The organism is Pseudomonas sp. BN515 (genome assembly GCF_029873155.1).
GTDB lineage: Bacteria > Pseudomonadota > Gammaproteobacteria > Pseudomonadales > Pseudomonadaceae > Metapseudomonas.
Map to the genome: position 1 here is coordinate 1 of NZ_SSOH01000036.1, position 25,463 is coordinate 25,463.

Sequence of the window (25,463 nt, forward strand, 5' to 3'; positions counted from 1 at the left end):
CTGATGCCATAGCGTCGGCACAGCTCGCGGACATTGCTCTGCGGCTGTTCGGCCAACCACACAAATTCACGCCGAATCGACATGGTGGTGCACTCCTGCCACGGCATCGCTCGAACTCCTCATTCGACGGATCCCGTAAGCGTAAATGCGTTACCTATGTCTCCCGACACCCGTTACCTATGTCCCCCGGCTGAACACACGGCGCACCCTACCGGATCGAATCGCGACAGGTGGAGCGCTGCGCTGACTATTCTCTCTAGATCATCCGCACGCGTGTGCGGCCACCCTGGCAAGAGGAGGCAGCGATGAGCAAGCGATTGAGCGAAGAAGGTATGGACCTGCTGTTCCGCGAGGCACGTACCTACAGTGCCTGGCTGGAAAAACCGGTAAGCGACGACACCTTGCGTGAGCTGTACGACCTCATGAAGTGGGGCCCTACCAGCGCCAACTGCAGTCCCGCGCGCATCCTCTTCCTGCGTACGCCCGAGGCCAAGCACCGCCTGTTACCCGCATTGGCGCCGGGCAACGTCGACAAGACGATGGCGGCTCCGGTCACCGCTATCGTCGCCTACGACCTGAAGTTCTATGAGCAACTGCCCAAGCTCTTCCCCCACACCGATGCGCGGGCCTGGTTCGCCAATACACCGGAACTGGCCGGGCTCACCGCGCGGCGCAACAGCTCGTTGCAGGGGGCCTATTTCATGCTGGCGGCGCGGGCGGTGGGGCTGGATTGCGGGCCGATGTCGGGGTTCGACAATGCCCTGGTCGACCACGAATTTTTCCCCGCCGACGGACGCGCGGATGCCTTCCAGCTGGAGCACTTCCCGGATAGCCAGGTGAAGTCCAGCTTCCTCGTCAACCTGGGCTATGGCGATCCGTCGAAGCTGCACGCGCGCGCACCACGCCTGGACTTCGACGAGGTGTGCAAGCTGCTTTAGGGGACCAGGGAATGGGGCGGCGAAACCGCCCCATTCCTCGAACCGTTGCGCGGGGTATCACTTCAGCATCAGTGGTACTGGCTGACGAAGCCCGGTGGGCGTAGCGGCAGGGCAGCGGTTGTCCAGCGGGAAGCAGGCTGTACCGGTCTCACCGCCGCGTGGAGCACAGCCGGGGCCGCAAATGGCGTCCAGTTCTGGACTGGAGAAGCAGTCCAGTACAGCACAGAAGTCGACCACCGTACCGTTGCCACAGAAGCAGCGCACCAGGTTCGGGCCGCTCCCCTGTGGGCCAGATTCCACGTAGCTCAGGGTTGTGGGGTCGGTTTGGCCGAAGGTCATGTACCAGGGCTCTTTCAGTGGCACGCCCGTTGCCGTGGTCGGGACGAAGGATGTGTACGCTTTGGTGGCCACATCGTAGCTTCGCACCTCCCCGGTGCTGGCCACTGCCACGAAGAGTCGCCCCCCCGGTCCGAAGAGCAGGGCCTGGGCAAATGCCCGGGTCTCCCCAGGGTAATTGAGGGGGATCTTGTCGACGAACTTGCCCTGGCCGTCATAGATACGAATGGAGTCGGTGTCCTGCGGGTTCGCCTGGAAGCTGGTGACATAAAGATGTCCGTCAGGGCCGAAGACCAAGCCTTCGGGCCGATTGAGTCTTCCCACGCCGCCCACGTCCTCGATGAAAACACCGGCAAAGGTGCCGGCAGCGGTGAAGCGCACCACATGACCGCCCAGGCCGTCGTTCTTCAGGTTGCGCAGCGAGACATAGAGGAAACCGTCCGGCCCGAACACTACGGAGCGCGGATTCCGATCTACGGCCCTGAAGCGATCAAAGGTCAGGTCGCGGATGAAGGCGCCGTTTGCAGCATAGGTAGGTAACCTGCCCGGCGACCTGCCATTGGCCGTGGTGAGCTCGGCCACGTGGAGCACGTGCTTGCCGTCACGGACGATTCCACGCGGTACGAATGGCGCGTCCTTGTTCGCGGACGAGACCAGCTTGCCCAGGAAGGCCCCGGTCAGGCTGTCGTAACGCAGTACCTCGCCAGGAATACCGAGATTGACGTTCTGGTTGACCACCAGGAGGTTCCCGTCAAGCAGTATCCCGCGCGGCCCAGCCAGTCCGCCGCTGCCCGGGCGGACGAAGGCATCCGGGTCATTGGCGGGATTCAAGTCATCATCCAGGAACCGGCCCGTAACAACATCGAATCGTTTTACGGAGTTGTCGCCGGCGTCGCCGACATAAAGTATGTCCTCGCCGTAACTTGGGTTATTTATAACCAGACCAAGAATTGAAATTGCCGCACAGACTATGATGCGCATCAACTTCAAGCCGCACTCAAGTCTCACGCTTATTATTCTCATGGCGCGATCCTCAGGTTTCATTTCAGTCATATGCTCGATCTATTCCATGCTCGACCTTATCTCCAGATGGCTGGTCAGGAAGGCCGAGGACGCGACGAATGCGCGAGCGGTACCGCCAGGATTTCACCTGGTGGCAGAAATGAATGTGGGGTTTATCTGACGCTCTGTGGTTCAGGGTATGGATGGGGATGAAAGAAGAACCAAGACAGTGTTGTTATTGTTTTCCAGATTACGCTAGCAACGAGTCGAGTTGTTTTCCAAGTTTGAGCAATACGAAATAGCGATATCACTCTGCGCCCATAATCGAGAGTCAATATTGCCGTTCATCCATGAATTGAAGTTCGGGTTAGATGCGGTTCCCCGATTCTGGGAATTGCCAGCCCCGAACGCGCGGATAGCGCGCCGGGGTGATGGCGTCTGCGTGGGGGATACCGGCTGGCGCCTCTTGAGCGGAGCCGTTGCCAGGCGCCGAGGTACCTGATCAAACCGGGGCGCCGCGTGGCGGGGGCAAAAGTAAGAGTCGGGGGCGTCAGGGTCAATTGCGATTATCGAACTTTGGTTCGATAATCGGCCGCACCTGCCGTGTCTGCGATCCACCAAGGACAACAAGAATGACCGACGAACTACGCTATCCGCTGCCGCCCCTTGCCCCGCCGATCATCGCCTCGCCGGCCAAGCGCATCGAAGCCTTCACCGGTGATCCCAACTTCATGACCTCCCTGGCTCGGGGGCTCGCGGTAATCCATGCATTCCAGGAGCGTAAGCGCCACCTGACCATCGCCCAGATCAGCCACCGCACCGAGATTCCCCGCGCCGCCGTGCGCCGCTGCCTGCATACGCTGATGAAGCTGGGCTACGTCACCACCGACGGACGGACCTACTCGCTGCTGCCCAAGGTGCTGACGCTGGGCCACGCCTACCTGTCCTCTACGCCCCTGGCGGTTACCGCACAACCGATCCTCGACCGCCTTAGCGACCAGCTCCACGAAGCCTGCTCCATGGCCACCCTGGAAGGCGACGAAATCCTCTACATCGCCCGTTCGGCCACCCCCAACCGGTTGATCTCCGTGGACCTGAGCGTCGGCAGCCGCCTCCCGGCCTACTGCACCTCCATGGGCCGCATCCTGCTCGCCGCCCTGGATGACGCCGCCCTGGACGACTACCTCGAACACGCCGACCTCCAGGTGAAGACCAGCCGCACCGTGCACACCGCCGAAGGCCTGCGCGCCAGCATCGCGGAAATCCGTCGCCAGGGTTGGGTGATCATCGACCAGGAACTGGAAATGGGCTTGCGCTCGGTGGCCGTGCCGGTGCGCGACTCCGCCGGCCAGGTGCTCGCCGCGCTGAACGTGGGCACCCACGTCGGCCGCATCAGCCGCCAGGAGTTGGAAACCCGCTTCCTGCCGGCGCTGCTGGAGGCCAGCAAGGACCTGAGTACTCGGTTGTTCCACTGATTCGCGCGGGGCTTCGTGGGGGGCTCTTTTGTGGGAGCGAATTCATTCGCGATTCAGGCCGAAGGCCTGAGACTCATGTACGGCTGAAGTTTCTTTCGCGAATAAATTCGCTCCTACAGGGCGTGGTGTTCAACATCCGAGGCAAAGTGTTCGATATTCGAACGCTTTGCCGATTATCGAATTGAACCGCCAGCCCGCACTTCGTATGGTCTGCACAGCCGCGCCACCAGCCAGCGCGGCCAATAACAACAATGAGAGTTCGATCCGGTGACACCAGAAGCACCGGGCACGCCCTCATTCCTGTCCAGTCCGGGTCTTCCCCGTCAGAGACCGCAGAGAACGGTCCGTATGCGGAGGAGGGCCAAAGCAGGAATTCTTGCATGACCAGCCCAGCCCACCTGCCCGCCACGGGCACCCTAGATGTCCAATCCTTCATCAACGCCCAGCCGCTATCCGCCTATCAATGGCGCGTCGTGTTGCTGTGTTTCCTCATCGTTTTCCTCGACGGCCTGGATACCGCCGCCATGGGCTTCATCGCCCCGGCGCTGACCCAGGACTGGGGCATCGACCGCGCCAGCCTCGGCCCGGTCATGAGCGCCGCGCTCATCGGCATGGTCTTCGGCGCCCTCGGTTCCGGTCCCATGGCCGACCGCTTCGGACGCAAGGTGGTGCTGGTGACAGCGGTGTTCCTGTTCGGTCTGTTCAGCCTGATCTCCGCGTTCAGCGCCAACCTCGAACAACTCCTGATTCTCCGCTTCCTCACCGGCCTCGGCCTAGGCGCCGCCATGCCCAACGCCACCACGCTGCTCTCCGAGTACACCCCCGAACGCCTCAAGTCGCTGCTGGTCACCAGCATGTTCTGCGGCTTCAACCTCGGCATGGCGTCCGGCGGCTTCGTTTCCGCCTCGATGATCCCGGCTTACGGCTGGCACAGCCTGCTGCTGCTCGGCGGCATCCTGCCGCTGGCGCTCGCTGTGGTGCTGCTGATCTGGCTGCCGGAATCGGCGCGCTTCCTGGTGGTGCGCAACAAGGGCGCAGACAAGGTGCGCAAGGCGCTGGCACCCATAGCGCCCGCCGAAGTGGCCACCGCCACCGGTTTCAGCGTGCCGGAACAGAAGACCGTACAGAGCCGCAACGTCTTCAAGGTGATTTTCTCCGGCACCTACAGCGCCGGAACCCTGCTGCTCTGGCTGACCTATTTCATGGGCCTGGTGATCGTCTACCTGCTCACCAGCTGGCTGCCCACCCTGATGCGCGACAGCGGCGCCAGCATGGAGCAGGCCGCCTTCATCGGCGCGCTGTTCCAGTTCGGCGGCGTGCTCAGCGCCGTTGGCGTGGGCTGGGCCATGGACCGTTTCAATCCGCACAAGGTCATCGGTGCCTTCTACCTGATGGCGGGCGTGTTCGCGTATTTCGTGGGGCAGAGCCTGGGTGAAGTGACCCTGCTGGCCACCCTGGTCCTGCTGGCGGGGATGTGCGTCAACGGCGCGCAATCGGCCATGCCGTCCCTGGCGGCGCGCTTCTACCCGACCCAGGGCCGCGCCACCGGCGTGTCCTGGATGCTCGGCATCGGCCGCTTCGGCGCCATTCTGGGTGCCTGGATCGGCGCGACCCTGCTGGGCCTGGGCTGGAACTTCGAACAAGTACTGACCGCGTTGGTGGTTCCGGCCGCCATCGCGACTACTGCCGTGGTGATAAAGGGGATCGTGAGCCACGCCGACGCAACCTGAGTCGGTTCGCGACCGGTTGTTACAACCGGTCGCACTTATCTTCAACCGTTTATCTCTGGCCACAGCATGTAGGAAAAGGCTCACATAGAATCCGGAAACGAAGATCGCGGGCGCTTGCCAACCGGCATGACGCCCGCGACGTACAACAACGAGAAGAGTGCCTGATCCATGGATAGTCGCCTGCTGAGTGAACGCAGTAGGGTGTTCGAGCGTGCGGACCCCTATGCCGTGTCCGGATATGTGAACCAGCATGTCGGGTCACACTGCATCCGGCTGCCCTCCGCCGGCCATCCGCAGGCCAGCCTCAACCACCGCAAGTTCGCCAACCTCGATCTCTGCCGCATCAGCTATGGCGGCGCCGTGCGCGTCACCTCGCCGGCGCTGGAAACCATCTACCACCTGCAGATTCTCCTCAGCGGCCATTGCCTCTGGCGCGGCCACAAGCAGGAGCACTACCTCGCACCCGGCGAACTGCTGCTGATCAACCCCGACGACCCGGTGGACCTGACGTACTCGGATGATTGCGAAAAATTCATCCTGAAGATGCCGACCACGCTGCTGGAAAGCATCTGCGAGGAGCAGCGCTGGCATCGGCCGAGCCCCGGCGTGCGTTTCCTGCAGAACAACTACCAGCTGAACGAGTTGGAAGGCTTCGTCAACCTGCTGGCCATGGTCTGCCAGGAGGCGGAAGCCAGCGACGCGCTGCCGAGGGTGCAGGAGCACTACGCGCAGATTGTCGCGAGCAAGATGCTCAGTCTGATGAAGACCAACGTCAGCCGTGAAAGCCTGGGCTGCCAGGAAGCTTCGTTCGACCGCATCCTGGCCTACATCGAGCACAACCTGAAACAGGACATCAGCAGCGAATTCCTGGCCCGCCAGGCCAGCATGAGCCTGCGCTCCCTCTACGCGCTGTTCGAGCGCCACCTGGGCACCACGCCCAAGCACTACATCCGCCAGAAGAAGCTGGAGCGCATCCGCGCCTGCCTGGCCGACCCCAGCTGCAACGTGCGCAATGTCACCGAGTTGGCGCTGGACTACGGCTTCCTGCACCTGGGTCGCTTCTCCGAGAGCTACAAGGGCCTGTTTGGCGAATTGCCTTCCGACACCCTGAAGCGGCGCGGACTCTGATCCCAGGCACTTCTGTCTTCCTTGTGGGAGCGAATTCATTCGCGATCGGCCTGTGCGCGGTCGCAACAACGGCAACGCTGCGCGTTGCCTTCGCGAATGAATTCGCTCCTACAGGCGTTTACCAAGACTCTGCAAAAAACGGATAGCGATCTGCACAAAGCGGATATTGCCGTTTGCCCCGCCTCCCTAACCTGACCTGGCCTGAACAATAACAACGGAGGCCCTGGCCATGTCCCTGGGATTCGATTTCCTGCACTCGCTGCTTGAGGATGACAAAGAGAAGGGCGTCTACCGCTGCAAGCGGGAGATGTTCACCGACCCGCGCCTGTTCGAACTCGAGATGAAGCACATCTTCGAAGGCAACTGGATCTATCTCGCCCACGAGAGCCAGATTCCCGAGAAGAACGACTACCTCACCCTCAACATGGGGCGCCAGCCGATCTTCATCGCGCGCAACAAGGACGGTGAACTCAATGCCTTCCTCAACGCATGCAGCCATCGCGGCGCGCAGCTGTGCCGGCACAAGAGCGGCAACCGCTCCTCCTATACCTGCCCGTTCCACGGCTGGACCTTCAACAACTCCGGCAAGCTGCTGAAGGTGAAGGACCCGGCTGAAGCCGGCTATCCCTCCAGCTTCAACTGCGAAGGCTCCCACGACCTGACGAAAGTGGCTCGCTTCGAGTCCTATCGCGGCTTCCTCTTCGGCAGCCTGAATGCCGACGTGAAGCCCCTGGTCGAGCACCTGGGCGAGTCCGCCAAGATCATCGACATGATCGTCGACCAGTCCCCCGAAGGCCTGGAAGTCCTGCGCGGTTCCTCCAGCTACATCTACGAGGGCAACTGGAAGCTGACCGCCGAAAACGGCGCCGACGGCTACCACGTGAGCTCCGTGCACTGGAACTACGCCGCCACCCAGAACCAGCGCAAGCAGCGCGAAGCGGGTGAAGAGATCAAGACCATGAGCGCCGGCAGCTGGGCCAAGAACGGCGGTGGCTTCTACTCGTTCGACCACGGCCACCTGCTGCTCTGGACCCGCTGGGCCAACCCGGAAGACCGTCCGCTCTACGAGCGCCGCGACGAACTGGCCCAGGACTTCGGCAAGGCCCGTGCCGACTGGATGATCGAGAACTCGCGCAACCTCTGCCTGTACCCGAACGTCTACCTGATGGACCAGTTCAGCTCGCAGATCCGCATCGCCCGGCCGATTTCCGTCAACCAGACCGAAATCACCATCTACTGCATCGCGCCGAAAGGCGAGAGCGCTGACGCCCGCGCCAAGCGCATCCGCCAGTACGAAGACTTCTTCAACGTCAGCGGCATGGCCACTCCGGACGACCTGGAAGAATTCCGCTCCTGCCAGCTGGGCTACCAGGGCAGCCGTGGCTGGAACGACATGTCCCGTGGTGCCGAGCACTGGGTCGAAGGCGCAGACGCCGCCGCCCAGGAAATCGACCTGCACCCGCTGCTCTCCGGCGTACGCACCGAAGACGAAGGCCTGTTCGTGCTGCAGCACAAGTACTGGCAGGAAACCATGCTCAAGGCCGCCGCGGCCGAGCAGCAACTGATCCCCGTGGAGGCCGTGCAATGAGCATCTCTTACGACGCCGTGCGCGACTTCCTCTACCGCGAAGCGCGCTACCTGGACGACAAGGACTGGGACAACTGGCTGGAGCTGTACGCGGCTGACGCCAGCTTCTGGATGCCGTCCTGGGACGACCGCGACGAGCTGACCGAAGACCCACAGACCGAAATCTCGCTGATCTGGTACGGCACCCGTGGTGGCCTGGAAGACCGCGTATTCCGCATCAAGACCGACCGCTCCAGCGCGACCATGCCGGACACCCGCACCTCCCACAACATCAGCAACATCGAGATCCTCGAAGTGGCCGATGGACAGTGCAAGGTGCGCTTCAACTGGCACACCCTGAGCTTCCGCTACAAGACCGTGGACAGCTACTTCGGCACCAGCTTCTACACCCTCGACGTCCGCGGCGAGAGCCCGCTGATCAAGGCGAAGAAGGTCGTTCTCAAGAATGACTACGTTCGCCAAGTGATCGACATCTACCACATCTGAGGGCACGGTCATGACTCACAAGATCGCACTGACTTTCGAAGACGGCGTCACCCGTTTCATCGACGCCAACCCCAGCGAAACCGTGGCTGACGCCGCCTATCGCCAGGGCATCAACATCCCGCTGGACTGCCGCGACGGCGCCTGCGGCACCTGCAAGTGCTTCGCCGAAGCCGGCCGCTACGACCTGGGCCAGGACTACATCGAAGATGCACTGAGCGAAGACGAAGCCGCACAGGGCTACGTGCTCACCTGCCAGATGCGCGCCGAGAGCGATTGCGTGGTTCGCGTGCCGGCGTCCTCCGACGTCTGCAAGACCCAGCAGGCCAGCTTCGAGGCCAGCATCAGCGCGGTTCGCCAGCTCTCCGACAGCACCATCGCGCTGTCCATCAAGGGCGAATCCCTGAGCAAGCTGGCCTTCCTGCCGGGCCAGTACGTCAACCTGAAAGTGCCGGGCAGCGAACAGACCCGTGCCTATTCCTTCAGCTCCCTGCAGAAGGACGGTGAAGTCAGCTTCCTGATCCGCAACGTGCCCGGCGGCCTGATGAGCAGCTTCCTCACCGGCCTGGCCAAGGCGGGCGACAGCATGTCCCTGGCCGGCCCGCTGGGTAGCTTCTACCTGCGCGACATCCGTCGTCCGCTGCTGCTGCTGGCCGGCGGCACTGGCTTGGCGCCCTTCACCGCGATGCTGGAAAAGATCGCGGAAGAGGGCAGCGAGCACCCGCTGCACCTGATCTATGGCGTGACCAACGACTTCGATCTGGTGGAGATGGACAAGCTCGAGGCCTTCGCCGCGCGCATCCCCAACTTCACCTACTGCGCCTGCGTGGCCAACCCGGAAAGCAGCTACCCGCAGAAGGGCTACGTGACCCAGCACATCGCGCCGAAGCACCTCAACGACGGCGACGTGGACGTCTACCTGTGCGGCCCGCCGCCTATGGTCGAGGCGGTCAGTCAGTACATCCGCGAGCAGGGCATCTCGCCCGCGAATTTCTACTACGAGAAGTTCGCCGCCAGCGCGGCCTGATCCCACGCGATTCCCTGTAGGAGCGAGCTTGCTCGCGAAGAATCCGAGTGGCTATTCGCGAGCAAGCTCGCTCCTACGGGCATTGCGTTGTCACGAGCCATCTGAAGAGGCTGCCATGAACAAGAGATTCCAGGACAAGGTCGCGCTGGTCACCGGCGCGGCGCAGGGTATCGGCCGCCGTGTGGTCGAGCGGCTGGTGGAAGAGGGCGCGCACGTCGTGGCCGTTGACCGTTCCGAACTGGTCTTCGAGCTGCAGGACGAACTGGGCGCCGGCGCCCGGATACTGGCCCTGACCGCCGACCTCGAACAGTTCGCCGAGTGCCATCGCGTGGCTGCCGCCGCGGTGGAGCGCTTCGGCCGACTGGACATCCTCATCAACAACGTGGGCGGGACCATCTGGGCCAAGCCCTACGAGCACTATCAGGAACACGAGATCGAGGCCGAAGTGCGTCGCTCGCTGTTCCCTACGCTGTGGTGCTGCCACGCCGCGTTGCCCTTCATGCTGGAGCAGGGCGCGGGCGCCATCGTCAATGTGTCGTCCATCGCCACTCGTGGCGTGAACCGCGTGCCCTATGGTGCGGCCAAGGGTGGGGTGAATGCCCTGACCGCCTGCCTGGCCTTCGAGAACGCCGAGCGCGGCATCCGCGTCAACGCCACAGCACCCGGCGGCACCGAAGCACCGCCGCGCCGTATCCCGCGCAACGCCGCGCAGCAGACCGAAGAGGAGAAGGTCTGGTACCAGCAGATCGTGGACCAGACCATCGATAGCAGCCTGATGAAGCGCTACGGAACCATCGACGAGCAGGTGGGGGCGATCCTCTTCCTCGCCTCCGACGAAGCCACCTACATCACCGGCGTCACCCTGCCGGTGGGCGGAGGTGACCTGGGTTGAACAGCCTGTGGGAACTGACCTGTGGGAGCGAATTTATTCGCGAATGAATTCGCTCCCACAAAGAAGTACCTACAGGGCACTACCGGACAGGCACCGTCACGCGCCCGTCCCTGCGGTTTCTACACAACAAAAACAAAAGAGACACATGCCATGCGAAAACTCGACGTACACGAGATCATCGACAACGCGCGCTTCACGCCCTTCCACTGGATGGTGATGTGCTGGTGCGCACTCCTGCTCATCTTCGACGGCTACGACCTGTTCATCTACGGCGTGGTCCTGCCCGTGCTCATGAAGGAATGGGGTCTGACCCCGCTGGAAGCCGGTGCCCTGGGCAGCTATGCGCTGTTCGGCATGATGTTCGGTGCCCTGACCTTCGGTTCCCTGGCCGACAAGATCGGCCGCAAGAAGGGGATCGCCATCTGCTTCGTGCTCTTCTCCGGCTTCACCGTGCTCAATGGCTTCGCCAGCTCGCCGACCGAGTTCGGCATCTGCCGCTTCATCGCCGGCCTCGGCATCGGCGGGCTGATGCCCAACGTGGTGGCGTTGATGAACGAATATGCGCCGAAGAAACTGCGCAGCACCCTGGTCGCCATCATGTTCAGCGGCTACTCTCTGGGCGGCATGCTGTCGGCCGGCGTGGGCATCTACATGCTGCCGCGCTTCGGCTGGGAAGCCATGTTCTTCGCCGCGCTGCTGCCGCTCCTGCTGCTGCCGCTGATCCTCTGGTACCTGCCGGAATCCGTGGGTTTCCTGCTGCGCCAGGGCCGCACCGAGCAAGCTCGCGCCATCCTCAAGCGCATCGACCCGCAAGCGTCCATCAGTGACAAGGACGAACTGGTCCTGAACGACGTGAAAGTGCAGGGCGCTCCGGTGCTGGAACTCTTCCGCGAAGGTCGTGGCCTGCGCACCCTGATGATCTGGGTGGCGTTCTTCTGCTGCCTGCTGATGGTCTACGCGCTCAGCTCCTGGCTGCCGAAACTGATGGCCAACGCCGGCTACAGCCTGGGCTCCAGCCTGTCGTTCCTGCTGGCCCTGAACTTCGGCGGCATGTTCGGTGCCATCGCCGGTGGCTGGCTGGGTGACCGCTTCAACCTGCCCCGAGTGGTGGTGGCCTTCTTCATCGTCGCCGCCGTGTCCATCAGCCTGCTGGGCTTCAAGAGCCCGACCCCGGTGCTCTACCTGCTGATCGCCATCGCCGGCGCCACCACCATCGGCACGCAGATCCTGCTCTATGCCACCGCCGCGCAGCTCTACGGCCTGGCCTTCCGCTCCACGGGCCTGGGCTGGGCCTCGGGTATCGGCCGCAACGGCGCCATCGTCGGCCCGCTGCTGGGTGGCGCGCTGCTGGGCATCAACCTGCCGCTGCAACTGAACTTCATGGCCTTTGCCATTCCGGGTGCCATCGCTGCCCTGGCCATGTGCTTCGTTAACCAGCGCCAGCCCAAGGCCGCGCCGTTGGCGACCGCCGCTCAGGGTTGATCCATCGCGGGGCGCTCCGGCGCCCCTTGCCTGATGAGAAAAAGGAGAGCCGAAATGGCCGATTTCACCGCCGCCCAGCGGCGTGCGCCTCGACGTCGAATGATTCAGGGAACGAGGCCATGACCCGTCTGTTCAGGGACTTCTCGCTGTCCGCGCTGGTGGCGGGGTTCATCGCCACGGTGATCTCCTACGCCGGTCCGTTGGTGATCATCTTCCAGGCCGCCAAGAGCGCCGGGCTGCCGGCCGAGGTGCTGTCCTCCTGGGTGTGGGCCATCTCCATCGGCAGCGCGGTGCTGGGCATCCTGCTCAGCATCCGCTTCCGCGTGCCCATCGTGATCGCCTGGTCGGCGCCCGGCTCGGCGTTGCTGGTTTCCATGCTGCCGGACATCAGCCTCAACGAGGCGGTGGGGGCCTACATCCTGGCCAATGCGCTGATCCTGCTGGTGGGACTGTCCGGCGCGTTCGACCGCATTGTCGGCAAGCTGCCGGCGGCGATCTCGGCAGCCATGCTGGCGGGCATCCTGTTCAGCTTCGGCACCCAGCTGTTCGTCTCGCTGAAGGACAAGCCGGCCATGGTGCTGGCGATGTTCGTCACCTACCTGGTGTTCCGCCGCCTGCTGCCGCGCTATGCGGTGATGGCCGTGCTGGTGGTGGGCTGCGCCTTTGCGATTGCGGCGGGCGAGCTGAACACCTCGGCCCTGGTGATCGGCTTCGCCACGCCGGTGTGGATCGCGCCGGAATTCAGCTGGCACGCGATGCTCAACATCGCCTTGCCACTGGTGATGGTGGCCCTCACCGGGCAGTTCGTGCCGGGCATCGCCGTGCTGCGCAACGATGGCTACCAGACCCCGGCCAGCCCGATCATTTCCGCCAGCGCCCTGGGCAGCCTGCTGCTGGCGCCGTTTGGTTGCCACGGACTGAACCTGGCGGCGATCACCGCCGCCATCTGTACCGGCCGCGAGTCCCACGAAGACCGTGACAAGCGCTATGTGGCCGGGGTGATCGGCGGGCTGTTCTACCTGCTGCTGGGCATCTTCGGCGCCACCCTGGTGTCCATCTTCAGCGCCTTTCCCAAGGAGCTGATTGCGGCCCTGGCTGGGCTGGCCCTGTTCGCCGCCATCGCCGGCGCTTTGGCCGGTTCCATGGCGGTACCGGATGACCGCGAGGCGGCACTGGTGACCTTCCTGGTAACGGCCTCCGGCATGTCCTTCCTCGGACTGTCGGCGGCCTTCTGGGGGCTGATCTTCGGCCTCTTCGCCCACCTGCTGCTGAAGGCGCGCCGTGCGCCCCAGGCAACACCGGAACGGGAGGAGGCACTCGAAGCCAATCCCTGACCGAACCCGGTGATGGCTGCGGGAGCTGTCCGCAGTCATCGCCACACCTCTCCCGACTTGCGTGCAGAGGCCCCGAAAGAGGGCCTTCGGGGGAGTTCTGTCCCTATAAAAACAAGAGCGACGACATGACCCACAACACAAGCAAACTCTGTGTACTGCTTTCCGCCGGCGTGAGCGCCGGATTCGCCCAGGCCGCCGAGTCAGGTTTCGTAGCCGACTCCACCGCGACCCTGCAGGCGCGCAACTACTACTTCAGCCGTGATTTCTCGGACATCGTCGGCCCGAACAAACAGTCCAAGGCCGAGGAGTGGGCCCAGGGCTTCATCCTCAACTTCAAGTCCGGCTACACCCCGGGCCCGGTGGGCTTCGGCCTGGATGCCATCGGCACCCTCGGCATCAAACTCGACAGCAGCCCCGACCGGGTCAACACTGGCCTGCTGCCGGTACAGGAAGACGGCGAAGCCGCTGACGAATACAGCCGCCTCGGGGTGGCGGGCAAGATGCGTTTCTCCAAGACCGAGCTGAAGGCCGGCGAGCTGCAGCCCAACCTGCCGGTGCTGGTGTTCAGCGATATCCGCCTGCTGCCGCCCAGCTACCAGGGCGCCAGCATCACCTCCAACGAGATCGCCGGGTTGACCCTGCAGGGCGGCCACCTCACCAGCACCAGCCTGCGCAACGAGGCTGGGGACGACAAAATGCAGGCCATGCTCGGCCATCTGCCACAGCGCCAGGCGTCCAGCGACGCCTTCAACTACGCGGGTGCCGATTACGCGTTCAATGCCAACCGCACGACGGTCAGCGCCTGGTTTGCGCAGCTGGAAGACATCTACGACCAGCGCTTCTTCGGCCTCAAGCACAGCGAGCCGGTGGGCGACTGGGTGCTGGGCGCCAACGTCGGTTACTTCGACTCCAGCGAGGACGGCAAAAAGCTGATCGGCGACATCGACAACCAGGCTTTCTTCTCGCTGCTGTCGGCCAAGCGTGGCGGCCACACCTTCTTCGTCGGCTACCAGGCCATGTTTGGCGACAGCTCCTTCCCACGGGTGTTCGCCAACGTCAGCCCCCTGGGTAACGAGGTGCCGACCTACGAGTTCGCCTTCGCCGACGAACGCTCCTGGCAGGCGCGCTACGACTACGACTTCGCCGCCCTCGGCATCCCCGGTCTGGTGGCCAGTACCCGCTACATCACCGGTGACAACGTGGACACGGGCCTCGGCTTCGAAGGCAAGGACTGGGAGCGCGACCTGGACATCAGCTACGCCGTCCAGAGCGGCGCCCTCAAGGGGCTGGGCGTGCGCGTGCGTAACGTCACCGCGCGCTCCAACTACCGTACCGATATCGACGAGAACCGCTTGATCCTGTCTTACACCTGGACGCTGTTCTGATATCGGGTGCCGCCGTCTGCTCTTTTTGTGGGAGCGAATTCATTCGCGAAGCAGGCCGCATGCCTGCGTTGTTCAGGCCAATTGGGCAGCCGAGCTGCCCATCGCGAATGAATTCGCTCCCACACCCTATCCGGACCCAGACCTGACAGGAGTGTCTTCCCATGCCCCGCAATCTCCTGGCCGCACTGTTGCTTGGCAGTGGCGTCCTTCTTTGTCTTCTCGCCTTTCTCGCCACCAGCGCGTGGTTGCTGGGCCTGTCCCTGATCGCCATCGCCGCAGGCGGCGTGCTTTACCACCTGCAGCCGCCCCGGCTGGTCGAGGTGCGCGTCGAGGTCCCCGTATACGAGCCGGCGCGCCCGGTCGTTAGCGAATCCCGCCCGGAGCCTGCACCGGTCGCCTCGAACATCCACCTGAATGCCCCCTTGAGCGAGCTGCTCGACGCCATCCTCCATTGCGAGGCGGACATGCAGTACGCCAACAGCCTGGCCCGCGCGGCTGGCGAGAAGGTGCAGCTGGGCGCAGAAAGCATGCAAGCCACGGCCGGTGCCATTGGTGAGCTGGATGCCTACATGGCGCATATCGGCCAGGTGTTCAACGAGCTGGGCAGCCAGTCCATGCGCATCGGCGCCATTGTCGGCAGCATCCAGGACATCGCAAAACAGACCAACTTGTTGGCGCTCAATGCCGCCATCGAGGCGGCACGGGCCGGCAGCCACGGACGCGGCTTCGCCGTGGTGGCGGATGAGGTGCGCAACCTGTCGCTGCGGGCGAACGAGTCCAGTGGGCAGATCCGCCTGATCGCCGAAGGCTTGCAGAAGGCGGCCGAATCGGCGAGGGCGGGGATGGAGCATGTCAGCGGCTCCACCCGCGCCGGTCTGGAGAAATCCGCCGCCGCCCTGCAGGCCATGGGTGATATGCGTGCGGGCGCGGCGGCGCGGGTGGAAATCGTCGAGAGGATTGTCCAGCGCCTGGCCGGGCAGCGGAGCCTGGCGCAGCGCATGGCGGGGTTGTTGGAAGAGGGCGCCTGAGCGGCGCCCTCCGGCGTCAGGCGTTCACGTTCACCACTACACGGCCACGCACCTTGCCGGCCAGCAGGTCGCCTGCAACGGCGACGGCATCGCCCAGGCCGATTTCGCGGGTGATGGCGTCCAGCTGGTTGAAGTCCAGGTCCCGCGCCAGGCGGTCCCAGGCTTCGATGCGCTCGGCGCGCGGACGGGTGACGCTGTTGATCCCCAGCAGGCTCACGCCACGCAGGATGAAGGGCGCCACGGTAGCGGGGAAATCCATGCCCTGGGCCAGACCGCAGGCGGCCACGGCGCCATCCGCGCGCAGGCCGGCGCAGACGTTGGCCAGGGTGTGGCTGCCTACCGAATCGATAGCGGCAACCCAGCGCTCCTTGGCCAGCGGCCGGCCCGGTTCGGAAAGCTCGGCGCGGTCGATGATTTCGGCGGCGCCCAGGCCCTTCAGGTAGTCCGCTTCGCTGGTACGGCCGGTGGCGGCCACCACGCGATAGCCGAGGCGGGCGAGCAGTGCGATGGCGAAGCTGCCCACGCCACCGTTGGCACCGGTGACCAGCACGTCGCCCTGGCCGGGTTTCAGGCCGTGACGCTCCAGGGCCAGCAGGCAGAGCATGGCGGTGTAGCCGGCGGTGCCGATGGCCATGGCCTGGCGCGGGCTGAAGGCGGCGGGCAGCGGGATCAGCCAGTCGCCATTCAGGCGCGCCTTCTGGGCCAGGCCGCCCCAATGGGTTTCACCCACGCCCCAGCCGTTGAGCAGCACCGCATCGCCCGCCTTGTAATCCGGGTGGCTGCTGGCTTCCACCGTGCCGGCCAGGTCGATGCCCGGCACCATGGGGAACTGCCGCACAACAGGGCTCTTGCCGGTGATGGCCAGGCCGTCCTTGTAGTTCAGTGTGCTGTAGTCCACACGAACGGTGACGTTGCCCTCGGGCAGTTGCGCCTCGTCCAGCTGGGCATTGCGGGCGCGGTAACCGGCCTCGTCTTTCTCGATCAGGATTGCGTTGAACATGCTCACACCTCCAATTAGACCAGTCGTCTATAAATAGGCCCGAAAAACCGCGCCGCCCCCAGGGGCTAGCGCGGCAGTCCGGCGAGAAAACCTTTGAAGAAAACATCCAGTGGGACATTGTCCCGCGTCAGCCGGGCACGCAGCACGGCGCCTTCCCAGCCGATCCAGAAGAACGCAGCCAGCCCCTCGCAGTCCGCATTGGCCGACAGCTCGCCAACAGTGCGGGCTTCGCGCAGGCACTCGGCCAGGCGGTCCTGCCAACTGCACAGGATGGCTTCCAGTTGCAGGCGGAAACCCTCCGGCAGGATGGCCACTTCCTGCCCCAGGTTGCCCACCAGGCAGCCCCGGCAGAACTGGTGCTTGACCATGCCGGCCTTGGCGTCCTCGACGAAGTTGACGAGGCGCTGAAGTGGGGGCACGTCTTCTTGCAACAGGTAGCGGTCGAGCTTGTGGGCGAAGTAGCCGGCGTAGCTCTCCAGCACCGCCTGCCCGAAGGCTTCCTTGCTGTCGAAGTAGTGATAGAAGGAGCCCTTCGGCACGCCCACGCGCTTGAGCACGGCATCGATGCCGGTGGACATGAAACCCTGCTCGGTCAGGATCTCCATGCCGCAACGGATCAGCGCGGTACGGGTATCGTCGAAATCGCGCTCGACCTTGGGCGGCCGGCCGCGACGGGGTTTGGAATTGGCTTCGGTCATGGGGAGGGGATTTTAGACTGATCGTCTAGAAGGTCAACCGCTACCAATGTTGTAGGGAGCACCTTGTAGGAGCGAATTCATTCGCGAAGGGGCCACGAAGCGGCCCCGTTGCTCGCATCGCGAATGAATTCGCTCCCACAGAAAGGGCCCGCCATCAAGCCGGAATATCCCCCAACACCTCACGAATCCGCTGGGCGATATGGCCGACATGGGTTTCCAGGGCGAAGTGGCCGGTATCCAGCAGCTCGACCACCGCATTGGGGTTGTCGCGCTTGAAGGCCTCGGCACCCGGCGGGATGAAGAAGGGGTCGTGCTCGCCCCAGATCACCAGGGTCGGCAGCCGCGTATCACGGAAGAACGCCTGGAACGCCGGATAGAGCTTCAGGTTGTTGGCGTAGTCGAGGAACAGGTCGAGCTGGATGTCCTTGTTGCCCGGTCGTTCCAGCAGCAGCGCATCCAGGTAGTACGACTCGGGGGCCACCAGCGTCAGGTCCTTCACACCATGCACGTACTGCCAGCGGGTGCCTTCCAGGTTCAGCACGGCATCGTGCACCACCTTGCGGCGTGCGGGGTTGCCGGGCTCGGCCCAGTACGCGCGGATCGGCTCCCAGGCATCGCCCAGGCCTTCCAGGTAGGCGTTGCCATTCTGCGAGATCAGCCCGGTAACCCGTTCGGGATGGGCCAGGGCCAGGCGCAGGCCGGTGGGCGCGCCGTAGTCGAACACGTAGAGGGCGTAGCGCTCGAGGCCCAGCGTCTCGACGAAGGCGCCGAGGGTGACGGCCAGGGCATCGAAGCTGTAGCGGTACTCGCGTTCTGCGGGGACTTCGGTGAAGCCGAACCCCGGCAGGTCCGGCGCGATGATGTGGAACTTGTCGGCGAGCAGCGGGATCAGGTCGCGGAACTGGTGGGACGAGCTGGGGTAGCCGTGCACCAGCAGCAGCGTGGGCGCGGCTGGGTCTCCGGCTTCACGGTAGAAGACGCGAACACCGTCGGCTTCGACGAATTGGTGGCGAACCGGGGTATGCACGATGGGCGAGGTCATGGCGGTTACTCCGTAACTTGTAAATGAGCTATTGATGGTTACTGCTGGGGCTGAGTATGAACCTGCAATGTAACCTGTCAATAGGTTGAATAGTGGTTACTTGTGCCGTTCGTCGTAACTGTTCATTCGTGCTTTATGGGGTTACTCTTTCGCCGTCCACCTTTCCGGAGCGCCATCATGACCACCGCCGCTTCCTCACCGCCCCTCGAACCCTTCGTACTGGCCGACCACCCCGTGCTGGACATGCTCAACACCCAGGCCGTGATGGACGGAGCTCCCCTGGAGTTCTGGCGCAGCGATGAGGATGTCCAGGCCTGGCTGGAGCGCACGGGCTGGGACTTGCCCGAGGCGCACTTTGCCAAGGGTGAATTGCTGAAGGCGGCGCTGACCCTGCGTGAAGCGGTGCGCGGGCTGGTGGAGCAGCGCAAGACTGGCGGCCAAGGTTCCCCGGATGTCCTCAACCGCTTCCTGGCGACGCCCAGCCACCCGCGGCTGGACTGGTCGGCCAGCGGAGAACCGCGACTGGAAACGGTGCGGGCAAGCGCCACCGCCGAGCAGTACCTGGCGCCCTTGGCCGAGGCGGCCGCAGAACTGCTGGTGGAAGGCGACTTCAACCTGGTGCGCGAATGCGAGCACCCGGACTGCGTGCTCTGGTTCTACGACCGTACCAAGTCCCACCGCCGCCGCTGGTGCAGCATGGCGCTGTGCGGCAACCGGCATAAGGTGGCCGAGTTCCGCAAACGCAAGCAGCAGTGATGTTGGGGGACACTGCGCCGTAGGGGCGATTTCAATCGCCAAGCAGGCCGAAGGTCTGCCCCAGAGAATTGAAGGGGGCCGCTGCGCAGCCCTTGGCGAATAAATTCGCCCCTACAGTGTTTGCGCCGATTGTGATCGGGCCCTCCCGTAGGTTGGGCAGAGCGCAGCGAAGCCCAACATAGTGGGGTTCGACTTCGCACGTTGGGCTTCGTGGGCTCAGCCGCAACCTACAGAGACCGGCGCGACCAGCCTCAATGCCCGGTCAGCTCACCGAGCAATTCCTCCTTGAGCTTGTGCAACAGCGGCGCTGCCCGATCACGCGGGTGGGGCAGGTCGACCTTGATCTCGTGCTTGATCCGGCCCGGGTGGGCGTCCATGACGATGACGCGGTCGCCCAGGTAAAGCGCCTCTTCCACATCATGGGTCACCATGATCATGGTGCTGCGCTGCTGCACCCAGATGCGTTGCAATTCCCGTTGCAGGTGGACGCGGGTGAGGGCGTCGAGGGCGCCCAGGGGTTCGTCCAGAAGCAGGATTTTCGGCTTGGTGATCAGCGCGCGGGCGATGGCCGCCCGTTGCGCCATGCCACCGGAGAGTTGGTGCGGATAGGCGTTCTCGAAGCCGGTCAGGTTCACCAGGGCGATGTGCTCGGCGACCAGGCGCTCCTTCTCCGCCTTCGACAATTTGTGGTTCTTCAGCGCCAGGCCGATGTTCTTCTGCACCGTCATCCAGGGGAACAGGCGGTGGTCCTGGAAGACGATGCCGCGCTCCAGGCTGGTGGCGACGATGCGCTCGCCGTCCAGCAGGATGTCGCCCTGGTACTCGGCTTCCAGGCCGACGATCAGGCGCAGCAGGGTGGATTTGCCGCAGCCGCTGGCGCCGACGATGCTGACGAATTCGCCGGGGTTGACCTTCAGGTCGACGCTCTCCAGCACTGGCAGGCTGCGGCCTTCGATGCTGTACGACTTGGACAGGCCGCGAATTTCCAGGGCGCCTGGCAGGGTTTGCTCCTCGGTAGCCGGAGCGAGCTTGGGAATGGCTGTCATTGTGGCCTCAGCGGAGGTTGCGCCAGCGCAGCAAGTGGCTGGCCAGACGGGTGAAGAGAAGGTTCATCAGGTAGCCGAGCAGGCCGATGCAGAGCACGCTGAGGACGATCACGTCCATGCGCGAACCGGCTTCGGCGTTCATCATCAGGTTGCCCAGGCCGGCCCCGGAGGAGAGGAACAGCTCGCTGCCCACTGCCGTCACCCAGGCGAACGCCAGGGCATGCAGAACGCCGGTGGCGATGCTCGGCAAGGCCGCCGGCAGCAGCACGTGGAAGAACTGCTGGAAGGGCTTCAGTTCCAGCACCCGGCCCACTTCACGCAGGCGCCGGTCGACGTGGCTGAAGCCTTCATAGGTGTTCAGCACCATGGGGTAGAAAGCCGCCAGCGAGACGATGAACACCTTGGAGAACTCGCCATTGCCGAACCACATGGCGATCAGCGGAATCCAGCCGAGCATCGGCACCTGGCGGATCGAGTGCAGTAGAGGGCCGATCAGCCGGTCGGCGACGCGCGACAGCGCCATCAGCACACCCAACGCCACACCGAAGACGATGCCGAAGAACAGCCCGCTGCTGGTGCGCGCCAGGCTGGCGAACATGTTGACGAAGAGCTCGCCGCCGACCACCAGGGCGACCAGGCTCCTGCCGATCTCCGCCAGCGGCACGAAGGCGTAGGCGCCGGACGCATCCTGGCGCGACATGTATTCCCAGCCCACCAGCAGCAGGGCCGGAAGCAGCAGGCCGCGCAGGTGGCGCAGGGAAGAAAGGGACAGGGACATGGGCGCCTCCTAGCGGGTTTTCCAGCGGAACAGGTGTCGTTCGAGCAGGCGGAACAGGAAGTCGAGGGAGAAACCGACCACGCCAGCCATCACCACCCCGACCATGACCACGTCTATGCGCAGCATCTGCCGGCTCATTTCGATCATCTGCCCCAGGCCACTGTCGGCGGCCAGCAGCTCGGCGGCCACCAGTACCACCCAGGCGCGGGTCAGGCTGATGCGCAGGCCGGTGAGGATCGGCGGCGCCGCGGCGGGCAAGGCGACTTCGCGGATCAGCGTGGGCCAGCGCAGGCGGTAGACGTCCGCTACCTCGAAGTAGCTGCGCGGGATCGCCTTGACGCCCTCGCTGGCGGCCAGCGCCACCGGGAAGAACGCGGCTTTGGCGACGATCACGATCTTGAAGGTTTCCTCGATGCCGAAGAACAGCACGAACATCGGGATCAGCGCGATGCTGGGGATCTGCCGCAGGGTGTGGAACAGCGGCCCGCAATAGGCCGTGACCGTTTTCGACAGCGCCATCAGCACGCCGAACAACAGCCCGCCCAGGGCACCGATGGTGAAGCCCAGGGCGAGGCGGGACAGGCTATTAAGCAGGTGGTCCTGCAGCTCGCCACTGGCCAGCAATTCCTCGAAGGCCTGCAGCACGTGCAGTGGCGGCACCAGCAATTGCTGGGGGAACAGGCCGGCGTCGGCCACCACCACCCAGAGCGCGAGCAGGGCGACGGGAGAGATGAGCCAACTGGCCCGGCTGGAGAACCTTTTCAATCCAGGATGCATCTTCAATTCTCGTTCAGCAGGGAAAGGGAAGCGCGGTTGCGACGTTGCGCCAGCAACCAGCAGGCGAGGGCGGCGAGCAGTACCAGCGGAATCCAGCAGAGGAACAGGCGATCCAGCCCCAGTGCCTGGCCGAGCAGGCCGCCGAGCATGGCGCCGCTGAAACCACCGAGCATGCCGGCCAGGTTGAACAGGCCGGAAATCTTGCTCTTGTCCATGCGGTGCTCGCTGAGTCGGCCCATGTTCACCAGGTGCACCAGGGAACCGGCGATGCTCAGCAACACCGCGCCCAGCGCCAGGAGCGCGTAGTGGTGGGCCGTGCCCAACAGCAGCAGTGCGGCGATAGCGGCCGCCAGGGCCACCAGGTAGGCGGTGCCGCGCCCGCTGCGCTGCACCAGATAGCCGAGGCTGAACAGTGCGACGACCGAAGAGATGCCCTGGACCATCAGCAGGCTCACGGCCTGGGTCTGGGAGAGCCGGGCCACGTCCATCGCCAGCAGGAGGATGAAGGTGCCGAACAGGGCGCCGGTGGAGTTGCCGAGCATCTCCAGGAGGCAGCTTTCGGCGATGTCGGGGTTGGCCAGCATGGCCTTGACCTGTTCGAGGAAATTGCCGTCGTCCACGGGGGCACCGTCCTCCTGCTCGGGGCCGCTTTCCTCGCCCCAGAAGCCCAGGCTGTAGACCGCCATCAGGCCGAAGCACAGGCCGATCAGGGCGAAGGCCAGGGCATGGCTGGTGGTGCCGGTCAGCCAGTTGCCCAGCAGCGGGCCGAGGATGCTCATGCCCACCGTCAGCGCCATGCGATACCAGCCGGCCTTGGCAAGGCCGATATGCCGCAGTTGCTGGAGGAAGGCGCTATTCATGGCGACGATGCGGAACGGGATGCAGAAGCCGATCAGCAAACGCGCGGCGGCCAGCCACAACCAGTTGGCGAAGAGCGGGATGGCCAGGTTCAGCAGCATCGGACCGAGGCTCGCCAGGAAATAAACCCGGCGGGTGCCGTAGCGTGCGATCACGAAGCCGGCGGGCAGGGTGAGGAACACCATGCCGAGGGACTCCATGGCCGAGATGATGCCGATCTGCATGGTGTTGGCGCCGATCCCGATCGCATAGAGCGTGGTGACGATCTTGGCCATGCCGATGGTGGCGCCGCTGAAGGCTGCGAGGAACATGAAATTGACGAGAAAGCGCGGGTTCACGGCTGGGGCTTTCCTGTCTGGGTGAATGGAGCGGATCGCATGCGCAAGGTCCTGATTACGAAGGCAAAGTGACGTTGCAGCATGTGTGCCAGAGGTAGGGAAGTGTTGCGAGGCCAGCAGTGATGCGGGTTTCGGCGGCGAGGTGAGGCGGGATTCAGCAGTCATTGCTGGTGGGGCAGCAGCAGGGTGCTGGTGGAGCAGCAGCGGGGACGCAGCGGTGCGGGTTGTTTCGCGATGAATTCGTTCACAAGGAAGGGCAGGACTGCGTCCTGCTTGGCGAATGAATTCGCCCCTACAGGAAAATCGCTGCCGCCAATCGCTGCACGGACAGCTCCCTCTCCCTTCAGGGAGAGGGTTGCCACAAGAAAAGGGCTGCCGCCAATCGCACCGTAGGTTGGCGCTGAGCGCAGCGAAGCCCAACTTTGCAGGGCATCGGATTCGCTCGTTGGGCTTCGCGTAGCTCAGCCCAACCTACGTCAGCGCGCGGTAATCACTGCGAGCTTGGTGATGCCCGCCCGCTCGATGGAGGCCATGGCGCGGGCCACGGCGCCGTAGTCCACCTGGTCGTCGGCCTGAAGTTGCACGCGCAGTTCCGGGTCTTTCGCCTTGGCGGCTTCCAGGCTGGTCTGCAGCAGATCGGGCTGGATCTCGTCCTTGTTGATGAACAGCTTGCCGGCGCCGTCGATGCTCACCACCAGCGGGTCCTTCTGCTCCGGCGGGGCCACGGCCTCGGTCTTCGGCAGGTTGATCGGGATGGCGTTGGTCAGCAGCGGCGCGGTGACGATGAACACCACCAGCAGCACCAGCATCACGTCCACCAGCGGGGTGACGTTGATTTCCGAAAGGACTTCGTCGTTGTCCTGGGTGGAGAAGGCCATGTCAGGACGCCTCCTTCACAGAGCCCGATGCACGTGCCGGGGCCGGGTTGACGAGCAGCTTGAAGGCGCTCTTCTGCGCCAGCAGGTAGAAGTCGTGGGCGAAGTCGTCGAGGTCGGCGGCGGTGAGCTTCAGGCTGCGCAGGAAGTAGTTGTAAACCAGCACCGCCGGCACCGCGACGGCGATGCCCACGCCGGTGGCGACCAGCGCCGCGCCGATGGGGCCGGCCACGGTTTCCAGGCTGGCCGAGCCGGCCGTGCTGATGCCCTTCAAGGCTTCCATGATGCCCCAGACGGTGCCGAACAGGCCGATGAAGGGCGAGGTGGAACCGATCGAGGCGAGCACCGCCAGGCCGGACTCCAGGGAACGGCGCTCACGCTGGATCTGCTGGCGCAGGGCACGCTCCAGGCGGTCCTGGTGGTTGATCGCCTGGCTCAGGTCGCCGGGCTGGCCGCCCTGCACCTGGATCGCGGCGAAGCCGGCCTGGGCCACGTGGGCGGCGGCCCCAGCGTGCTGCTGCAGCTGCTCGGCGGCGCTGTCCAGGCTGGTGGCGCTCCAGAAGCGCTTCTGGAACTGGCGGTCGCGGCGTTTCAGGCGGGCGAACTGGATGCCCTTGACCAGGGCCAGGCCCCAGGTGACGACGGAGAAGCCGATGAGCAGCCAGATCACCAAGTGCTCGATGGAGGCGAAGGGGTTGGTTAACAGGTCCATGGAGTCATCCTCTGATCAGTTCAATTTGAAATCGATGGGCACGCTGACCCAGCCGTCGCGGGCGACCTCGCCCTGCTTGGCCGGCACGAAGGTCCAGCGCTTGACCGCGCGCACCGCGGCCTCGTCGAGCAGTTCGCGGCCGCTGCTAGTCTGCACCTGCACCTCGCTCGGCAGCCCCGTGGCGAGCACATGCACGCGCAGCAGCACGGTGCCCTCCCAGCCGCGCCGTTGGGCGAAGGCGGGGTACTCGGGCGCCGGGTTCTTCAGGTAGCCGGCGTTGGCCGAGGGTGGCGTTACCGGCGCTGGCGCCGGCGGTGCCGGCGGCGCGGGCGGGGCTTCGGCCTTGGGCGCTGCGGGTGGCGGTTCCACCGGCTTGGGGGCCGGCTTCGGCGCGGGCTTGGGCGGCTGTGGTTTCGGCTTGGGTTTGGGTACCGGCTTGGGCGGTGGCGGCTTCACCGCCAGTTCCTCGACCACCGGGGGCGGCGGCTCGATCACGGGCGGCGGCGGCTCCGGCGCTGGCGGTTCCACCACCGGCGGGGCCGGGGCGGTGAACTCGATGGTCATGGGCGGAATCTGCGGCGGCACTTCCGGCAGCGGCGGCGTGGGCTTCTGGCTCAGCCAGTGCAGCACGGCGCCGTGCAGGACCAGGGCGAAGGCGCCCAGCAGCCAGGCTTCGCGGCGACTGAGCACGCGGCTGTTGCCGGGGCTGCGGAACACCGTGCGGTCCAGCGCCTGGCGCACCGGCACGCCGAGGTC

The 25,463-nt window shown here is 64.5% G+C and carries 24 protein-coding genes; 13 read left to right on the forward strand and 11 right to left on the reverse strand.

The genetic code is table 11. The features are described 5' to 3' along the window. Positions 1-305 precede the first annotated feature (305 nt). Positions 306-938 (forward strand): malonic semialdehyde reductase, encoded by a 633-nt coding sequence (locus E8E91_RS09870; protein ID WP_280375592.1) that lies wholly within the window; start codon positions 306-308, stop codon positions 936-938. A gap of 57 nt (positions 939-995) precedes the next feature. On the opposite strand, the gene E8E91_RS09875 is transcribed toward E8E91_RS09870, so the two are convergent. Next, positions 996-2,327: a hypothetical protein gene (locus E8E91_RS09875; RefSeq protein ID WP_280375593.1), complete on the reverse strand. Its 1,332-nt coding sequence runs from the start codon at positions 2,325-2,327 to the stop codon at positions 996-998. A gap of 581 nt (positions 2,328-2,908) precedes the next feature. Between E8E91_RS09875 and E8E91_RS09880 the strand changes: the two genes are divergently transcribed. From E8E91_RS09880 to E8E91_RS09930, 11 genes are all read left to right on the forward strand, one after another. Continuing rightward, positions 2,909-3,751 (forward strand): IclR family transcriptional regulator C-terminal domain-containing protein, encoded by an 843-nt coding sequence (locus E8E91_RS09880; protein ID WP_280375594.1) that lies wholly within the window; start codon positions 2,909-2,911, stop codon positions 3,749-3,751. A 380-nt stretch (positions 3,752-4,131) separates the two neighbouring features. After that, positions 4,132-5,481 (forward strand): MFS transporter, encoded by a 1,350-nt coding sequence (locus E8E91_RS09885; RefSeq protein ID WP_280375595.1) that lies wholly within the window; start codon positions 4,132-4,134, stop codon positions 5,479-5,481. 168 nt (positions 5,482-5,649) lie between these two features. Then, the gene (locus E8E91_RS09890) at positions 5,650-6,609 is read left to right on the forward strand and encodes an AraC family transcriptional regulator (RefSeq protein WP_280375596.1); all 960 of its coding nucleotides are present in this window, start codon (positions 5,650-5,652) and stop codon (positions 6,607-6,609) included. Between the two features lie 229 nt (positions 6,610-6,838). Then, on the forward strand, positions 6,839-8,197 hold the full coding sequence (benA, locus tag E8E91_RS09895) for a benzoate 1,2-dioxygenase large subunit (protein ID WP_280371121.1): 1,359 nt from the start codon (positions 6,839-6,841) through the stop codon (positions 8,195-8,197). Then, positions 8,194-8,682: a benzoate 1,2-dioxygenase small subunit gene (benB, locus tag E8E91_RS09900; RefSeq protein WP_280375597.1), complete on the forward strand. Its 489-nt coding sequence runs from the start codon at positions 8,194-8,196 to the stop codon at positions 8,680-8,682. The genes benA and benB overlap by 4 nt, the downstream gene beginning before the upstream one ends. Positions 8,683-8,692: 10 nt before the next feature. Further along, complete coding sequence (gene benC, locus E8E91_RS09905) at positions 8,693-9,706, forward strand: benzoate 1,2-dioxygenase electron transfer component BenC (RefSeq protein ID WP_280375598.1); 1,014 nt, start codon at positions 8,693-8,695, stop codon at positions 9,704-9,706. Positions 9,707-9,821: 115 nt separating this feature from the next. After that, positions 9,822-10,598 (forward strand): 1,6-dihydroxycyclohexa-2,4-diene-1-carboxylate dehydrogenase, encoded by a 777-nt coding sequence (locus E8E91_RS09910; protein WP_280375599.1) that lies wholly within the window; start codon positions 9,822-9,824, stop codon positions 10,596-10,598. A 150-nt stretch (positions 10,599-10,748) separates the two neighbouring features. Further along, positions 10,749-12,080: an MFS transporter gene (locus E8E91_RS09915; RefSeq protein WP_280375601.1), complete on the forward strand. Its 1,332-nt coding sequence runs from the start codon at positions 10,749-10,751 to the stop codon at positions 12,078-12,080. Positions 12,081-12,199: 119 nt separating this feature from the next. Further along, the gene (locus tag E8E91_RS09920) at positions 12,200-13,414 is read left to right on the forward strand and encodes a benzoate/H(+) symporter BenE family transporter (protein WP_280375602.1); all 1,215 of its coding nucleotides are present in this window, start codon (positions 12,200-12,202) and stop codon (positions 13,412-13,414) included. Between the two features lie 125 nt (positions 13,415-13,539). Next, positions 13,540-14,799, forward strand: a complete 1,260-nt coding sequence (locus E8E91_RS09925) for an OprD family porin (protein ID WP_280375603.1) — start codon at positions 13,540-13,542, stop codon at positions 14,797-14,799. A gap of 161 nt (positions 14,800-14,960) precedes the next feature. After that, complete coding sequence (locus E8E91_RS09930) at positions 14,961-15,827, forward strand: methyl-accepting chemotaxis protein (RefSeq protein ID WP_280375604.1); 867 nt, start codon at positions 14,961-14,963, stop codon at positions 15,825-15,827. A gap of 16 nt (positions 15,828-15,843) precedes the next feature. Here the strand turns inward: E8E91_RS09930 and E8E91_RS09935 are convergent, their stop codons facing one another. From E8E91_RS09935 to E8E91_RS09945, 3 genes are all read right to left on the reverse strand, one after another. Beyond that, positions 15,844-16,827 (reverse strand): MDR family oxidoreductase, encoded by a 984-nt coding sequence (locus E8E91_RS09935; RefSeq protein ID WP_280375606.1) that lies wholly within the window; start codon positions 16,825-16,827, stop codon positions 15,844-15,846. A 65-nt stretch (positions 16,828-16,892) separates the two neighbouring features. Next, positions 16,893-17,525 (reverse strand): TetR/AcrR family transcriptional regulator, encoded by a 633-nt coding sequence (locus E8E91_RS09940; RefSeq protein WP_280375607.1) that lies wholly within the window; start codon positions 17,523-17,525, stop codon positions 16,893-16,895. Between the two features lie 154 nt (positions 17,526-17,679). Further along, positions 17,680-18,567: an alpha/beta hydrolase gene (locus E8E91_RS09945; RefSeq protein ID WP_280375609.1), complete on the reverse strand. Its 888-nt coding sequence runs from the start codon at positions 18,565-18,567 to the stop codon at positions 17,680-17,682. A 177-nt stretch (positions 18,568-18,744) separates the two neighbouring features. Here E8E91_RS09945 and E8E91_RS09950 point away from each other — a divergent pair, with 177 nt between their 5' ends. Then, the gene (locus E8E91_RS09950) at positions 18,745-19,323 is read left to right on the forward strand and encodes an ABATE domain-containing protein (protein ID WP_280375610.1); all 579 of its coding nucleotides are present in this window, start codon (positions 18,745-18,747) and stop codon (positions 19,321-19,323) included. A 251-nt stretch (positions 19,324-19,574) separates the two neighbouring features. On the opposite strand, the gene E8E91_RS09955 is transcribed toward E8E91_RS09950, so the two are convergent. The 7 genes from E8E91_RS09955 to E8E91_RS09985 all read right to left on the reverse strand — a co-directional run. Next, positions 19,575-20,369: an ABC transporter ATP-binding protein gene (locus tag E8E91_RS09955; RefSeq protein ID WP_280375611.1), complete on the reverse strand. Its 795-nt coding sequence runs from the start codon at positions 20,367-20,369 to the stop codon at positions 19,575-19,577. 7 nt (positions 20,370-20,376) lie between these two features. Beyond that, a complete protein-coding gene (locus E8E91_RS09960) occupies positions 20,377-21,147 on the reverse strand; it encodes an ABC transporter permease (RefSeq protein ID WP_280375612.1) in 771 nt (256 codons plus the stop codon). Between the two features lie 9 nt (positions 21,148-21,156). Further along, positions 21,157-21,924, reverse strand: a complete 768-nt coding sequence (locus E8E91_RS09965) for an ABC transporter permease (protein WP_280375613.1) — start codon at positions 21,922-21,924, stop codon at positions 21,157-21,159. Positions 21,925-21,926: 2 nt separating this feature from the next. Further along, on the reverse strand, positions 21,927-23,120 hold the full coding sequence (locus E8E91_RS09970; protein ID WP_280375614.1) for an MFS transporter: 1,194 nt from the start codon (positions 23,118-23,120) through the stop codon (positions 21,927-21,929). Between the two features lie 476 nt (positions 23,121-23,596). After that, positions 23,597-23,998 (reverse strand): biopolymer transporter ExbD, encoded by a 402-nt coding sequence (locus tag E8E91_RS09975; RefSeq protein WP_077521618.1) that lies wholly within the window; start codon positions 23,996-23,998, stop codon positions 23,597-23,599. A 1-nt stretch (position 23,999) separates the two neighbouring features. Further along, entirely contained in the window at positions 24,000-24,707 is a 708-nt protein-coding gene (locus E8E91_RS09980) for a MotA/TolQ/ExbB proton channel family protein (RefSeq protein ID WP_280375161.1), read from the reverse strand. A gap of 15 nt (positions 24,708-24,722) precedes the next feature. Further along, on the reverse strand, positions 24,723-25,463 hold a 741-nt coding region (locus E8E91_RS09985; RefSeq protein WP_280375615.1), incomplete at its 5' end, for an energy transducer TonB.